The organism is Acidianus manzaensis (assembly GCF_002116695.1).
Taxonomy (GTDB): Archaea; Thermoproteota; Thermoprotei_A; order Sulfolobales; family Sulfolobaceae; genus Acidianus; species Acidianus manzaensis.
The window spans coordinates 2,581,040-2,596,368 of the sequence record NZ_CP020477.1; the positions used below are offsets into that span (position 1 = coordinate 2,581,040).

Below are 15,329 nucleotides of genomic sequence, written 5' to 3' on the forward strand. Positions count from 1 at the left end.
GAAATTAAGAATGAATTTAGGAGATTTAAAAACATTTAGCTATCATAGAGCAATTTATGAGAAATAGTTTGAGTAAAATCTATCATTTGTAATTAATCTATTTAATGAAAAAATTAGTTAGATTTTTGCAGATTTTATTCCCCAGAAGAAGAATCCTATTGAAGATACTGCAGCTATCAAACTTCCTTCATAGAAGTTCACTATTCCAACACTATTAATATAAGTTAAAAATGTTAAAAATGCTATAAAAGTAATATACCAAATAGCATTAATAACATCTTCCTTTATTTTAAAAATCGCTGAAAATATTATACTGGCAGCAGTAAGTAATAGTACTGCATAAGGAACTGAAGGCCATCCACTCCAAAAGATAATTAATGAAGAAAAGATAAACGCTAATAAAGCAACTGCACTAGGAAATGGAATTATAGGATTTATCTTCTTCTTAGATATTAATGCTTGCATTGCTACTGGATTTGCAGAAAATCCCAGATAACCTGCTACTACGCTATCTGAAATTAAACCATAAATTGTAGGGATTGGCGCTGCAATATAAGTCAATATTCCTCCAGTAATTAAGAACACAATTAAAGACCATAATGGTATAGAATATTTATTTAATTCCTGAATCTTTCCTGGAACATAATTAGACCTACTCATAGAAAACAAAACCCTTATTCCTCCTCCTTGATAAATATAACCGGTAACAAATGGACCTAGCACTCCTATAATTACAGTAAGAAGAAGTAAAGTAGATAGTTTTTCTGATCCTGCAATATCAATGAAAGGATTCCCAGGTAAAGACGAAAGACTACTCCAATCTCCTAGGGATACTCCAATCTTAGTCCAATCTAATGCGCCTATAAAAGCGATGGCGAATAGCAAATAAATTGCAGTTTGCCCTATAACAGTGTAGACTATCGCTTTATCCAGTATTTTATGGTCTTTAACTTCTTCTGAATAATCTGGTAATACTCTTATTCCTCCAAATGCAAACATTGCTAAAGGTATTGCTGAAAAAATACCAGCAAACCCAAATGGAGCAAAACCTCCAAAATTAGTGAAATTAGAATAATGAAAAAGAAATATAATAAATCCTATTGCAACAATTAAATAAATAGCTAATTTTATTATCCCTAATGTAGTCGTAGATTGTCCAAAAAATTTAACTGAGAAGTAATTAAATGGAACGAAAGCTAGCATTATAATTACTCCAACTATTGCTCCTAATGTAGTAGGAAAACCTTGAGAATTGATGAGAGAAGGATAAAAATAATCTAAAGCTTCAACTACTGCTAAAGCTTCTATTGGTGGAATAAATAAATACCATATTAAATCAGAAAAAGCATTAATCATATTAGTTATCCTTCCATGGGAGTAAAGTGGATATCTCGATGGGCCTCCAGCTTCAGGATAATGAATAGATAACTGAACATAAGTTAATCCTATAAATAAGTAGAAAATTCCTCCTAATAACCATGAAATTACTATTGCTGGACCAGCTAAAGCTGCCATTCCAGTTGAGCTGAAGAGTACTCCAGTTCCAACTGCACCAGCTATTCCTATTACTATTAAATTGATTAATGATAATTCTTTTCGTAAAGAATTAACATACTTTTTCTCCATGAGAGAAATTAAAAATTATGAGACATATAAGCTTTAAAAAAACTTTTTGAAGATTTTTCATAAGTTAGGAGATAAAATTAAATAAATATTACATTGATGAAGGAAAGAAAATGGAAAAACTAAAAATGTTTTATGTTTCATAAAAATTATTTATCTTATGTAATCAAAATTCATAGAGAGGATTGTTAGATAAGTATTCCATAATTCGCTACTCTTTAGTAACATATTTTTCGTGTATAATGTTACTAACTTTAGGCTATTTCCTTTATTAGAAAATTTATTATTAGAAAAATTTTTATCAAATATCATACTATGGGTAAATAAAATAGATTGCCAACTTAGTCATTTTACTAAACTGCTTAAGTATTTTCCAGTATTTTCATCTTCACAGAAAATATACACACTTTTTATTCCTCTTGTAAGCATTATATAGTATCTATTATGTAAAAGCGTAATAGCTTTCTGCTTGTCCTTTTTTGCAATTGCTTTTAGCGAAAAATATCTTCCACCAATATTATCAGTTATAGGTTCAGAATTTATATCCCATCTTCCTCTCCATATTAAATCTCTACCCCACACTACACCTACATAATCAGCCTCAAATCCTTGTGCCCCGTAAACAGATGCACAATACGAAAGAGGATCCATTAATCCAGACCAATATCTTGGATATTCAGTCTTTGGATCCATCAGCCATCTTATATTCAAATTTTTACCTTTATATAAATCGAAACCTGATTGGAGAGGATAACCTATTCTTATATTCTTTGGCGAGTTCTTATTTTCTAAGTCTCCTTCTGATTCGGTAAAAGCACAAAGTAAAGCTTTCTTACCGTCTTTAAATCTAAGTTCATTAAGCATTTTCTGTATATCGTCGAATACTTTGAAAAACGTGCCTGGTAAATTAACGCTTTTACCTTCTAAAAGTTCTTTAATAAGATTAGCATAGGGCATTCTAAAGCCTCCACTTAAACCCCTTTTTTCTGTATTCTTAGCTAATTTGGTGAAATTCTCTTCAGTACCTTCCTCATCACCTACAAGGATTTGCTCGTCATCGTAAAAGTATACCTTAACCTTTGCTCTATTCATGGTATTTTGGATTGTTTTCATAGTCATTCTTTGAGCCTCATCAAAAATAGCTAAGTCATGAGTCTGATTATACCACATATCGCCTATTCCTGCCGGATTAGGTCTACCTGTTGAGTAAAACCTAATGTACTCAGTCAAAACTTTAGTATCTTTTCTCTTTCCCAATATAAACCTCAATGTATTAAGTAGCCTATTATTTTTATATCCTAATACTACATTATAGTTTTTCTTAAGTGCCTCAAAAAATAGAGTTAAAGCCACTAAAGTTTTTCCAGATCCACTTCCTCCTTTAATTAAAAATGTCCTGTCAGTATTAGACTTTAAAGCATCTAAAACGTCTTTTACTATTAATATTTGTTCTTCTGTTAAGCCATAACCCTCAGAGTATAAAGTTTGTGAAAACGAATTAAGTATATCTTTAACATCTAAATTTTGTAATAAAGTTATTAAATCTTCAGTTATTGTAAGTTTACTTGATATAAATTTATTAATATTATCTTTTGACGGTGGTGAAAGAGAATCGATTTCTTTCTTTAACTCCTCTGGTTTTCTGATTATTACACAATTATCGGATGAATATTGATTAGAATTATAGAGGAGTAATATGCCATGAAATTTTATTCTTAATGGATGAAAATAATTTAACTTAGAAACATAATTCTCTAGTTGAAAACACGGATCTTGTCTTATTTTTCCATCTGCTTCAACAGTATAATCGTCAATTTTCTTAATATTATGCCACCCTTTTGCTTCAGCTACAATACCCTTATCATTATTAAGAAAAATAAAATCGGAAACTTCTGTAAATATAGGATATTCTGCTATAACTGGAATTGTAATATTTGACTCAAGCAAAAATTGAAGGGAAGATTTCCAAGAATTTACTCTCTCAATACTAGGAGACTGATAATAAGTATTCTGAAATTCTTTACTGAGCAGATTCACGAGTTGGTCTATTACTATTTGATTTCTCCCATCGAACTCGTCAAAGACTACCGGTAATACCATCAATAAAGTATAATATTTAAGACTTAAAATTTTTTAATCATGCTTTTTCTAGTATATTTCTTGATAATCAATAAAGAACTCTGAAATAAATTTAACAAAAATATTAGATCTATGTTATTAAATTCTTTTTAATTAGATAAGAAAATAAAACAACTAAAAATTAAAAAAAATCATTTATTTCTTATCTATTATAGTTATTTCGTTTAGGCTTATTTCAGCTTCTTTAAGTACTTTTAGCATAGTTTGCTCATCTGGAAATACTAAATTTGTATTACCTATTTTTATCCATACTGGCATATTATGTAAAATAATTATAAGGAAATAGAGAGACAAATGAAAGTTTGACCATTAATATTTTCAATTTTATCTTTATACAAATAATATAACTATCTAATCTAACTTATTCCCAGTTCATTCAGAATTCTTTTCACGAGGTTATCTCTTTCATCAGTACTTCCATCCAAAATTCTTTTAATAGTAGGATTATCTACTATGATCTTAACAAATTCGTCCAGATTTACATTATTGCTGTTAGTAATAATGAATTTTCTCACATCATAACCTCCATCTTTATTAAAACCAATCAGCTTTTTTATATTTTTTATATTTGTATCGCTAAGAGTGCTTTCATTTGTTAATTTAACATCCCCTAAATACTCTATATTATCTTTTTGAAAGAATATGTCAATATTCATGCCTCTTTGCTCAATCTTTCTTCCTCTTGGGTGAACATATTTAATTCCATATATCTTCTGTAGAGCTATAAGTCCTTCTCTAATTTTATTCTCTAATTCTTTTGAAGCTTTATCAATATCGTCAATTAGAAACGCTTTTGCTAGGTTTTTCCTGATGCAGTCTTTTTGATTATATTCGTTTTTGCACTCTTCGAAAGCTCTTTTATAAGAATCTCTAGCTATATCTAGCAATGAACTTAATCTATTAGTCTCTTGAATCTCCTTAATTTGGAGTAGTGTGTCAGCAAAATCCTCACAATAAGCCTTTAGTATTTCTAATTTATCTTCATTACTCAGTTTAAGTTCAACTCGTTTTTCGTCAAGCCTTCTTTTTAAAGCAGAATCTTTTATTTCACTATACACTTCTGGAACTAGAGTAATAACTATCGGTATATCAGTTTCATTAATTATCTTATGAAGTTCGGAAAGTTGAGTATCAATTGCTCTCATTTCATCTAAGAGTAAGCTAACTCCATCTATTTGACTCAAGTCATTAAGGAAATTAACCAGACCATTAATGTCCTCTTCATAAGACATGCAGTATAATTTTTCCGCATATTCATATTTTTCAGTCCATTTCCTTTTGTTGCATAAATGATTTAACCAATTAGGAAATTCTCTAATCTTACTAAAACCCGAATACCCTATTTCAGTTTTATGCTGAGATAAAAAATCAAAAGCAGCACTCCTTATTTTTTCATAAATTGTTGTATTCTCTATAAATTCCCAAGCTGGATTAGACAAGTTAGAACTATTTACTAGATCTAGAAAAATGATGAAATGCTTTTCTTTCAAATTCTGCATTACCGTATTTAGAATTGTAGTCTTTCCCATTCCAGGCTCTCCAATTATAGTGACTACAATGTTCTTCTTAGTTGAAATATACTCTTCAACAATTTTTACAGTTTCACTCCATAATCTACCAGAGATTTTACTTCTTTCATTGTATTTTGCTACTGTATAATCTGGAAAACTGCAGGACATTTTTATCTCTTCCTCCTAATTATTCCGTATAACACTCCTCGTTGAACGAATCCTTCTTTACCTCCGCTAATTAATTCGTAATGCTGTAGAATATAGTCTCGAAAAATTGACATAAATTGTTCTAAACTCATCCCTAATTGCTCACGTAAATCCTTAATTTGCGCATATCCTATATCGTCCTTTATTATATCGTAAACCTTATCTAAATCTTCGTAAGTTTTTGGTCTTCCAAAGTATTTTGTAAAATACTCATCAAAAAGCTGTCTTATTCCATTCAAAGTGTCGTTATCAGAAGGAGAAACAATTTTTTCTTCTTCAGTCTGTTTTTCAACTTTTCCAGATAGAGTATAATATATTGCTCTACCTGCCCTTCTTTTTACTATTATAAATCCTTCATTAAGTAATTCTCCTAATGCTTTATCAATAGTTTCATTGCTTCTTTTTCTTCCTAACTCTCTTAAAATATCACTTTTAGTGAATTCTTTCGTATTTGTTCCTCCAGTAATACGCATAATGACATTAATTATATCATCTTTACTACTCATAATCTAAATTGGTATTATGAATATTTAAACTTTAATAATTCTAGAATTGAGGGAGTAAAAACTTAATAGCATCATAAATTCTATAGTAATTATTTTGCTTCAATTTGCTTTTTTAGTTAAAAAGAAATAGTAATGTAGAGATAAGTTAGTTAGTATCTTATTGTTAGATATTACAAACTTATAAAATATTATTGTTCACTTCTTCTCATTTTATTCTTACTAATTATTTAATTTCTCTTCATTAGTAATAACATAACTTTTTAACAATTTTCTTCTTTCTTTTTAGTTATTATCCCTTCTCTTTCTTAAGAATTAATGTAGCTAATGATAATCTTCCCTCAAAATAGATAATTCTCTTAATTAAGATACTTAACTATCATTTATAAAGGACGACGTAACTATATAAAATATTCTGGATAACTAGGCTATATTGTTGAAATATTCTGGCATATTACGAAAGAGATTTACGTTAATTTTTAATTCATTTAACGTTGATAATTTTTATAAACTTATTAAGAGCTATATGATTTCAGATCCCAAATGGCAAAGAAAGGCGGAAAGAAGCAAGGTCAACAAGAAGGAGAAAACAAAAAACAATAAATAAAACTCTAGAAAGGCAAAGTTAAGATTTCAAAGTTTTTTACTTTTTTCCTTCTTCCTTTATTTCTTACTCTCCTATTTCTTAAAAGTTTATATTAATTATTCACGTAAGTTGTAATAATGAGCTTAAGATTAAAGAAAAGCATCAAAGACGTAATGGCAGAAATTGCTAACGCTAAGAAGAATTTACCAGAAAAGGAAATAGACCATGAAGGTGATCCAGAACACGAAATATCAGAAGGAGAAAAAGTAATGAGCATAGAATTGTTAAACGAATTTAAACCCGTAGCTTACTCTAAACTAGAACAAGAATACAATAGCATAGCATCAATAGATTCTTCTTCACGATATTTAAGGGATGTATCAGTTAATAGCGTTCTAGTAGGTCTTTCCATATATAGTTCAAAAAAAGGCTTTATTTACGGTCCTTATAATGTAGATAATCCTTACATGGGCATTAGTAGTTATAAGAAAATTTTAGATTCAGTCACAATTAACGACAAAAATATAAGGACAAAAAACGTAGTAGGATATCCTTTCGTTACTGATATAGATAATGAATATAAGATAGATGATATAGCTGACGAATTAAGAACCGAATCTGAAAACATTGGAATAACCATAGTTAATAATCACGACTTAGTTATAGTAGATGGGCCAATTTATCCCACTCCATTGGAATTGACAGGAGAAATTGAATTAAATACTGAAGCTAGAGTATGTCATAGGATAGCTTACGCTAAATTAGTCAAAGAGAGAATAGATCTTGTAACTGGTAAGAATGTTATAGGTATAGTTAAAAGATTAGAAAATTCCAAAAAACTATCTAATGATGAGACAGTAAAAGAAGCTTTTAAGAAAAAAGGAAGGAAAATAAATAATCTAAAAGATCCTACTGTGCTAGAACTTATTGACGAATACTTCTGCAAAAAATCTAATTCATACATTTGTACTATAGGTCCATTCAAAATAGATTATGCCCTTTCAGTTAAAGATGAAAATAATGTCTGTTATAATGGGACAGTACTAGAAAATCCACCTAGCAAATACGCTTATTACGTAATACTTAGAACTCCTTACTTTTCTCCTTCATTTTTCAGAGTTGAAAGCCTTAACAAAGACATAGAAAAACAATTGAGTACAGCATTTTCAAGAATATCAGAAAGATTAATTCCAACTTACATTGAGTTAGTAGATAAAATGAGTAAACGCGTTTCAGCCTCACTATTCATTTACGCTTATGAAGTAGCTTCAAATTACTTAAGTATAATACATGATGATAAACTTTCCTATTCTAATACGGTAGCACAGTTTTTATTGGGATCTCACTAAAATCTATTGAGTCAACTATTCCTAAACCTGGAATAGCATGCCTTAGAAAATCGTCAAATTTCTCCATTCCTATACTCTTTAATACATGAGTATCGTTCCTCATTACAATTTTAGTATTAGATAACTGCAAAACTAAAGGATTTAAATCATCTGGAACATGAGTAGCTAAGATTACGCCTATATTCCTAACTCTACCTAACCTCATTATTCTATTTATTAAACCTTCCACGATATCCTTTGATACTGTTTCTTGGTTAGTTTGAGGAAAATACTCATGAGCCTCATCCATTATAATTAGAGTTAGAGGACTTTTCTGTTTCCTAACGTAAAGTTCATTTTTCCATGCAAATATTTGATCTAAAATCTTATAAGCTATAGAAGCTACAGCTTCAACTGAAGTAGAAGCTTCCATAACCCAGCTCAAGTCAACTATTACATTATCGTACAAGGAAAATACGTCAGATGGATCAAAATCTACTGTCCCAGGTACAGTAAATATTCCATAACTATCGTAAGCCTTTAACGTTCTTATTATTGCCTCCTTTGTACTAGGAGCTAAACTTAGCGAATCCATTGAGTCCAAAAACGCTTTCCCTAAGTTTATCCCCAAACTATTGCTCTTTGAATCATATGAAACATGTGATTTACTCATGAATTTGGTTATTTTTACTGGATAAGATATTGAAATTTTATTTGAAGATATTAAGTCGCCTGGTCTTAGTCTATCCCTCAGAAAGAGAGCTAAATCATCTTCTCCCACGTAAGTTTGAGTAAATTCGTGAAGTTCAGCTCCTAATATTTCAAATGTTTTATTAACTATCCCTTCCCAATACATTGAAGCTTTAGAAGTGAAATAAGGAGTTATTCTATTGAAAGTCTTAAAATTATCAAAGAAGTTAATTGAGTAAGGTATTACGAAAACTTGAGTTCCTTTACAATCTACAAATCCTCCGTTAACCTTTATTGAAGTTACAGTACATTCATACCAATTTGCAAAGTCCTGAACAAAATCTTGAATTGAAACTTTAGGATTAGGTTTTTCAGATACTGGCATTACTACGGCAAATTCTTTCTTCTTATCTATCATAAAATTCACAAAATCTCTTTGCCTATCAAAAACTAGAGTTTGTTTTGGAATTTCCTCGCTTATTATAACATTTTTAAGAAGAGTAGTTTTACCTGATCCAGTAGTTCCTAAGATTAGAGTATGATGTTTTAAAGTCTCTTCATCCAGTCTGACCTTAGCTTCTATTTCTTCTCCTCCAGAAAATATTCTTCCAATAGTTATTCCTTGTTTAGGTATCCTAAGAATCTTTTCCAAAAGCTTTGCCTTTGGAATAAAAACAGGGCTTTGCGGATCTATAGGAGATACTGCAGGTCTTATTATTTCTTGTATCTTATCTCCTCCTTCTATTTTCTTCTCTAACTCAGCTATAGGCTGTAATTCTATATACGTTGTGGTAATTATTGTAGTAGGATCTTTTGGATAAGTCAATTCCCTTATGCCTAATCTAGATAATACGTCAGCCCTTGTAATAGAATAAACTTGACCTATCATTATTACCGGTCTAGTTATCCCTCTTATTGCTAAGTACTGTCCTTTCGTTATTTCACTGTTTAGATAATCTTCAAAAGCTATATCTACTCCAATTAATTCTTCTTCTCCTATCCTAACAGTCTCATACCTAGTTATCCTTCCTATAATTTTTCCCCAAGTTTTTGCTTCACTTTCAGCCTCATCGAGTTTTTTTGACAAATCATTTATTATTTTATCTTCGCTATCAGTATTAGTTTCCATAAAAAAGATTATACATTTTACATATAAATACTTAATATAGTGTAATTCTGCATGCTCTAGATGAATCATAAACACATGAAGAGACCAGATTCAACGTTTTAAAATAAATTACATTTATACCTTATTATGAAAAGTATGTAAAAAAAGAGATAGGACGTATATATATTATTTTTCTTTAATAAAAATAATCACATAATAAAGTTTTATCTTAGCTATTCATCATTGAGAGGATTTTTATTAATATATCATTACTCATTGAGATAATATATCTAGGAATTATAGGATCTCCTAATTGCTCTACGTCGAAGTAAATTGAATATACTGTATAAGGATCTGGAGGTGCAGAAACAGTAGTACCAGACTCGTTTTCATAATCTTGAATCTCAGTATAATCATAAAAAACGGTATAAAGGTTTAAAGTGCCAGCACTGGCTGAATATAATTCTCCTTGTAATGACACTAAACCAACAAATCCATACTCCGGCACACTTATAGAGGATTTCGGTGGAATTGAAAATACAAAACCTATCTGCTTATTATCATTATTCTTCAAAATAGCCAAGGAATATAAAGGAATATCATTGACTGATTGAATAAAAGTTGATAAATGATTTGCATAATAAACCTCAGCATATGCATCCCCGAATACATACTTAGGGACAGAAATACTCTCTCCATTAATATTCAGCATTGCTCCTCTTATCAAAATTACATCAATTTTCTTATCATTATTATTTTCCATAATCCAATTTACTTGACCTTCTGAACCACCTATATACTGATATTTTAGAGTCAATCCGCTTTTACTATATAGCGTAGAGCTTTTTATTTCACTTGTTGAAGAACTTTCAGCTAAAGGCTTAATTTCTGGTTTAAACGGTTTTTTCAAATATAATCTTCTTGCAGGATGCATAAATAACCGTATAAGATATAACTTTAGTTAGTTTAAAATCTTCCTTTATTAACTAGAACACAATTTTAACTTTAAAGACAATTTTTATATAAATTAAAAGACTACATTACTAAAAACAATATAACGTTCATATAATTCTTTTACATCATAACTTATTAGGAATTCTTATCTGCCGATGTTTGCTTCATTGATTCTTTGCCAACGGATACTTCAGATAGACTTTTTCCTTTTGGTTCTGGAAGTCTTAACGTAATAATACTCGCTACAATTCCTAATATTCCTAAGAGAATCATTGTAGTTACAATTCCATAATTTTGCAATATTATTGGAAATAAGAAGGTAGTAGTTAAAACTCCCATTCTCCCACTAACCACAGTTATTCCTTGAGTTATTCCTCTAATTTCTGCAGGAAATAATTCAACTCCCCAGAAACCTACTATCGTACCTGGACCCAATGAATTAAAAATACTACTCATGCCATATATTATTAAAGTCGTAAGTATGTCGACTTTTCCAATTAAAAACGCAAAAAGTAAAGTAAAAACTCCCATACCTATAAAACCTATAGCCTGCAATTTTTTCCTACCTAACCTATCAGCCAAGAGAGAACTAGTAAAATTCCAAGGCACTGAAAATATAGCTAATATTATCAATTCAAATAGAACTCCATTAACTCCTATCCTTTCAGCTATCACATTAGGACCAAAGAAAACACTAGAATAAGCAGAAATATCGTATAAATACCATGTTAAAGAAGCAATAAAAAGCACTGGTAAAACTGCTTTTAACACTATTTTAGAAATATTAATATTATCAACAGTTAAGCCATATTTTTCCTTTAATTCATTTAAATCTTTCTTAACATAAAGCAAATAATGAGGAGTCTCAGGAAATTTTCTCCTAAACACTACTACCGCTATAGCTGGAACACTACCTAAAGCTAATACGACCCTCCATAACGTCGATTGAGGAAATATTTGAGCTAAATATAAGGTAACTATAGCAGACAATAGAGCTCCAAAATTCCACATAAAACCGCCTGAAATAGCCATTAATTTTCCTCTATCCTTAATATTAGCATATTCAGCATTTATTAAAGGAGACAAAACATAATCAGCCCCAATTCCTAATCCTAAAAGGAATCTAAGTATTGCTATTTCGTACGCGGAAGTAGCAAAAGCTTGAAATAGAGCTCCAAAAATCATCAACATAGCATCAATTCCATAGAACTTTTTCCTACCATGCTTAGCTAAATATCCAAAAATAATAGCTCCCAATATATTTCCTAATATTATAGATGCAAAAAGCACTGTAGAAAGTTGAAGCAAAGAATTTCCAAAATAAACTTCCATTGAAGCTAACACTAAAGAAGCAGCAGTAAGATCATAACCATCAACCACTTGTCCTGCTCCAGCGATTAAAGTAGTTTTTATATGAAATAAATTCAGTCTTCTATTTTCAAATTCACCTAAAGGATTATGCATATAAGAAATAAAAAAGGTGATTATATAAATATATTCAATTTAGATTATATATTAGATTATAGTTTTCTAAAATCAAGTAAAATATATACTTCAACATAGTTAATAGTAGAGAATCCTTAAATATGCACTAAGTAACTTTCTACTATGATCGTAGAACCATATTTAGATAACAGTTTGTATTCTTTATCTAAAGACATATCTAATGCTTTAAATAAGAAAGAGACTGAAAGAATACAGAAAGATAAAGTCCTTTTAATCCTTATTGACGGTTTAGGATATTCTTTAGCAGAAAGAATAAATTTTAAAGCAGAAAAAATACACTCAGTATTTCCAACAATAACTATAACAGTACTTACTACCTTACTCACAGCTCAACCTCCAGGCAAACATGGAATAATGGGATGGAGAATTTTCGACAAAGAAAATGGAAAAATAATAAACTTAATAGATGAGTATTATAACCAATCTTCTTCAATAAATCCTTATTTATCAGAAGAAGACGTAATTTTAGCACCGGCCCTAAGACCGATGATCAGAATATTTAGCAAAATAACAAAAAATGTAGTACCTTATTTCTCTCCTTGGGATGCAATAAGTCAAACATACGAAATAGCTAAAAAGAAAAATCCCAGATTTATGTTCTTATACTTACCATTCGTAGATGCAGTAAGCCACCATTTTGGACCATATTCAGAACACACGCTAAGAACAGCAAAAGAAATAACAAACTTAGCAGAAACCCTAGCTAACGATTTGAAGAAAGACTATTCAGTTATTATTACAGCAGATCACGGTCACATACCAGTTGAAGGAGTAGTTAAACTAGATAAAAAAGAAATAATTAAAAGGTTAGACGTACCACCTTTTGGAGACTACAGGAATTTAATGCTAATAACTAGAGAAAATCCATCAAAAATCTTTGAAAACTATCCAGTTCTAGTCCTTAAAAAGGAAAAACTAGCTAAAATAACCGGAGGAGAAAACGTACCAGATTACGCAGTAGTTCCAACTGACAACAGACTATACATGTATTGGGACGATGAAGAAGAAGCAAAACATTTAGGATCCCATGGTGGAATGAATAAAGAAGAAATCGAAATACCATTGCTTATTAAACAATAAATACATATATTTTTTCTTCACAATTATAAATTGATAATTCTCTCTTTTTTCTTTTCTTGATATATACTGTTTTTCCTAGCAAAAAACTAATATTACTCTCCTAAGGTTTTCTATGTAAACTTGAAGTAAAGAATATAGACCAAAAATTAAAGTTCAATATTATCGTACAAATTCAGTGTACTAATCAATCAACCAATACACGTAAAAATGAAAAGACTAGCATTTTTATATTAGATTTTTTGGAATTATTGTAAAAGTATAGTTCTAGCGTTTTTAGATGTCAAACTACAGAAATCTACTCTGCAATCTCTATTTCCTCCTGCAATTATGTCCTCTTCTTTTAATCCTTTAGCTCTCTGTGCTATTTCATTATACTCATTTTGTGGTATAATAGTAGTGACAATATGAGCATTCAATTCTTTTGCAGCTATAGCTGCTGCGACACTCATTGCTTTTCTTCCTCCGGTAAAGTCTACGTAATCTCCCTTAGATATTCTTGATGATACTTCTTTCATAAATAACTCATAATCCGAATTGCTAGTAATGTCGGTTATTTGGAGAGAAATATCAGAAATAGTAACATCTTTTTCTCCACAGCAAGCAAATATCGCCTTAACTAATTTCCAGGCAATATCTACAGCTTTATCAGAAGTCCTTATAACATAAACTTCTTTTATGTTAACTGGAATCGGATTTTCTGCCTCATAATTGCCTTTCCTTAAATTTCCTAACGTTTCAAAAATTCCTCCTGGGCTAGTCCCTAAAGTGCAGACTAATTTTACCATGGTTAATACATTAATTATATCCTAAAAAACTTTATGTGTAGAATAACTTTATCTTAGAATGAATTTTTATCAAAGTACTAAAAACACTTTTAATCTTTATATAAAGTAATATTCCATTATAATAAGCAGAATGTAGGTAAATAGCTTACGAATCCTATAAAACTATTTTATTTCATAAAATGCTCGTAGATAATTAACATTAATTTTTAATAGCAATCAAGGAATGTATATAAGATAAATAATGGCTAAAGGAGCAATAATTGGAATAATTGTCGTATTAATTATTTTGGGAGCTCTATATTATGTATATACTAATGGTTATTTTTATTCTGTGAATATTACAGGAGTTTACATTACATTCGATAATAAAACAATATTTTCTCATATATCAGTCAGTTATTACAATTCTAGTATAAGCATACATGGTGGTCAAGAGTATACTATACCTATAAATTTAACTAATAATGGTTTGTTTTCAATAGAAATATCGTCAGTTAGCGTTTCTTCGCCATTTACTTTAGTTTCAGCAACGCCTATACCTTACACTTTAGGTCACGGTCAATCAGTTGTATTAGACGTAGTAATAAAAGCTCCTATGAGTTCATATACTGGAAATATAGATATTTATATTAATGGCACAAACACATTGTAAATATAGTATTTTCTTTTTCCATATAATCATTATAACAAATAAACTCATAGATTTGAATTTTTATAGGCTTATTCTAATTTATATTTAGAATAAATGCTTTTCTCTATTATTTTAGAGATATATTGAAATTATGATCTATTTAATAGGATTAGATATTAATATTTCTTACAGAATATAATGAGTAATCATTTATATCCAAGTACCTTATAAATATTATTTTAATTATTTAAATGAGATCTTTCATTTTTAATGTATTGCGTGCATAATTTGAATACTTTATATTAGTTCTACGAATGGTTCTGATTGGGAGAAAAACCTCAATTTTTAGATGCTCCACAACTATTTTTAACATTGGTGGGAATTAAGGGGACTGAAGTCCCATTAGACGTTGGGGATGATAGCTCCTTATAAAAAGTCTTATACCAACAAAACGAATATTCAGGTTCTACTGGGCTGAGAGAGCTGGCTGATGATGGACTGCCTGTGGAGGGAGACCTCTACTATACGCTTACGTATAGTATGTTTCCCAGGAGAAGCAGAAATCCTCATCGCTAGGTGCTCCGTCGTAATAGCGAAGCAGTTCACTGAAAAACTTGAATAGTCATTAAACTTTTACTGATGATATTGGGAATAGCTGTTATTAGTATAGTTCACCTT

Annotated in this window: 12 protein-coding genes; 3 read left to right on the forward strand and 9 right to left on the reverse strand. The window is 30.0% G+C overall.

Going from position 1 to position 15,329, the window contains the following annotated elements; all coding sequences use genetic code 11:
• Positions 1-117 precede the first annotated feature (117 nt).
• The 5 genes from B6F84_RS13400 to B6F84_RS14145 form a co-directional block, all read right to left on the reverse strand.
• Positions 118-1,626 carry an APC family permease gene (locus B6F84_RS13400; RefSeq protein ID WP_148692707.1) on the reverse strand — a complete coding sequence of 503 codons (1,509 nt, stop codon included), beginning with the start codon at positions 1,624-1,626 and terminating at the stop codon, positions 118-120.
• A gap of 342 nt (positions 1,627-1,968) precedes the next feature.
• Positions 1,969-3,723 (reverse strand): DNA/RNA helicase domain-containing protein, encoded by a 1,755-nt coding sequence (locus tag B6F84_RS13405; RefSeq protein ID WP_148692708.1) that lies wholly within the window; start codon positions 3,721-3,723, stop codon positions 1,969-1,971.
• 174 nt (positions 3,724-3,897) lie between these two features.
• The gene (locus B6F84_RS14200) at positions 3,898-4,020 is read right to left on the reverse strand and encodes a hypothetical protein (protein WP_257788605.1); all 123 of its coding nucleotides are present in this window, start codon (positions 4,018-4,020) and stop codon (positions 3,898-3,900) included.
• A 98-nt stretch (positions 4,021-4,118) separates the two neighbouring features.
• Positions 4,119-5,441 (reverse strand): AAA family ATPase, encoded by a 1,323-nt coding sequence (locus tag B6F84_RS13410; RefSeq protein ID WP_148692709.1) that lies wholly within the window; start codon positions 5,439-5,441, stop codon positions 4,119-4,121.
• A 2-nt stretch (positions 5,442-5,443) separates the two neighbouring features.
• The gene (locus B6F84_RS14145; protein ID WP_236748980.1) at positions 5,444-5,986 is read right to left on the reverse strand and encodes a hypothetical protein; all 543 of its coding nucleotides are present in this window, start codon (positions 5,984-5,986) and stop codon (positions 5,444-5,446) included.
• Between the two features lie 720 nt (positions 5,987-6,706).
• Between B6F84_RS14145 and B6F84_RS13420 the strand changes: the two genes are divergently transcribed.
• A complete protein-coding gene (locus B6F84_RS13420; protein WP_148692710.1) occupies positions 6,707-7,918 on the forward strand; it encodes a DNA double-strand break repair nuclease NurA in 1,212 nt (403 codons plus the stop codon).
• Here the strand turns inward: B6F84_RS13420 and B6F84_RS13425 are convergent.
• From B6F84_RS13425 to B6F84_RS13435, 3 genes are all read right to left on the reverse strand, one after another.
• Entirely contained in the window at positions 7,881-9,716 is a 1,836-nt protein-coding gene (locus tag B6F84_RS13425; RefSeq protein WP_148692711.1) for an ATP-binding protein, read from the reverse strand. The genes B6F84_RS13420 and B6F84_RS13425 overlap by 38 nt on opposite strands.
• 208 nt (positions 9,717-9,924) lie before the next feature.
• Positions 9,925-10,629, reverse strand: coding sequence for a hypothetical protein (locus B6F84_RS13430; protein ID WP_148692712.1), 705 nt, complete (start codon positions 10,627-10,629; stop codon positions 9,925-9,927).
• A gap of 155 nt (positions 10,630-10,784) precedes the next feature.
• Positions 10,785-12,113, reverse strand: coding sequence for an MFS transporter (locus B6F84_RS13435; protein ID WP_148692713.1), 1,329 nt, complete (start codon positions 12,111-12,113; stop codon positions 10,785-10,787).
• A 144-nt stretch (positions 12,114-12,257) separates the two neighbouring features.
• Here B6F84_RS13435 and B6F84_RS13440 point away from each other — a divergent pair, with 144 nt between their 5' ends.
• Positions 12,258-13,235, forward strand: coding sequence for an alkaline phosphatase family protein (locus tag B6F84_RS13440; RefSeq protein ID WP_148692714.1), 978 nt, complete (start codon positions 12,258-12,260; stop codon positions 13,233-13,235).
• 245 nt (positions 13,236-13,480) lie between these two features.
• Here B6F84_RS13440 and crn1 read toward each other — a convergent pair whose 3' ends face one another.
• Positions 13,481-14,020, reverse strand: coding sequence for a CRISPR-associated ring nuclease Crn1 (crn1, locus tag B6F84_RS13445; protein WP_148692715.1), 540 nt, complete (start codon positions 14,018-14,020; stop codon positions 13,481-13,483).
• Positions 14,021-14,261: 241 nt separating this feature from the next.
• Between crn1 and B6F84_RS13450 the strand changes: the two genes are divergently transcribed.
• Positions 14,262-14,672 (forward strand): hypothetical protein, encoded by a 411-nt coding sequence (locus B6F84_RS13450; protein WP_148692716.1) that lies wholly within the window; start codon positions 14,262-14,264, stop codon positions 14,670-14,672.
• Positions 14,673-15,329 lie beyond the last annotated feature (657 nt).

What these genes read in the sequence shown, in the direction of transcription:
- B6F84_RS13400 (WP_148692707.1), bottom strand. Translation starts at nt 1,626, where the DNA reads ATGGAGAAAAAGTATGTTAATTCTTTACGAAAAGAATTATCATTAATC.
- B6F84_RS13405 (WP_148692708.1), bottom strand. Translation starts at nt 3,723, where the DNA reads ATGGTATTACCGGTAGTCTTTGACGAGTTCGATGGGAGAAATCAAATA.
- B6F84_RS14200 (WP_257788605.1), bottom strand. Translation starts at nt 4,020, where the DNA reads ATGCCAGTATGGATAAAAATAGGTAATACAAATTTAGTATTTCCAGAT.
- B6F84_RS13410 (WP_148692709.1), bottom strand. Translation starts at nt 5,441, where the DNA reads ATGTCCTGCAGTTTTCCAGATTATACAGTAGCAAAATACAATGAAAGA.
- B6F84_RS14145 (WP_236748980.1), bottom strand. Translation starts at nt 5,986, where the DNA reads ATGAGTAGTAAAGATGATATAATTAATGTCATTATGCGTATTACTGGA.
- B6F84_RS13420 (WP_148692710.1), top strand. Translation starts at nt 6,707, where the DNA reads ATGAGCTTAAGATTAAAGAAAAGCATCAAAGACGTAATGGCAGAAATT.
- B6F84_RS13425 (WP_148692711.1), bottom strand. Translation starts at nt 9,716, where the DNA reads ATGGAAACTAATACTGATAGCGAAGATAAAATAATAAATGATTTGTCA.
- B6F84_RS13430 (WP_148692712.1), bottom strand. Translation starts at nt 10,629, where the DNA reads ATGCATCCTGCAAGAAGATTATATTTGAAAAAACCGTTTAAACCAGAA.
- B6F84_RS13435 (WP_148692713.1), bottom strand. Translation starts at nt 12,113, where the DNA reads ATGCATAATCCTTTAGGTGAATTTGAAAATAGAAGACTGAATTTATTT.
- B6F84_RS13440 (WP_148692714.1), top strand. Translation starts at nt 12,258, where the DNA reads ATGATCGTAGAACCATATTTAGATAACAGTTTGTATTCTTTATCTAAA.
- crn1 (WP_148692715.1), bottom strand. Translation starts at nt 14,020, where the DNA reads ATGGTAAAATTAGTCTGCACTTTAGGGACTAGCCCAGGAGGAATTTTT.
- B6F84_RS13450 (WP_148692716.1), top strand. Translation starts at nt 14,262, where the DNA reads ATGGCTAAAGGAGCAATAATTGGAATAATTGTCGTATTAATTATTTTG.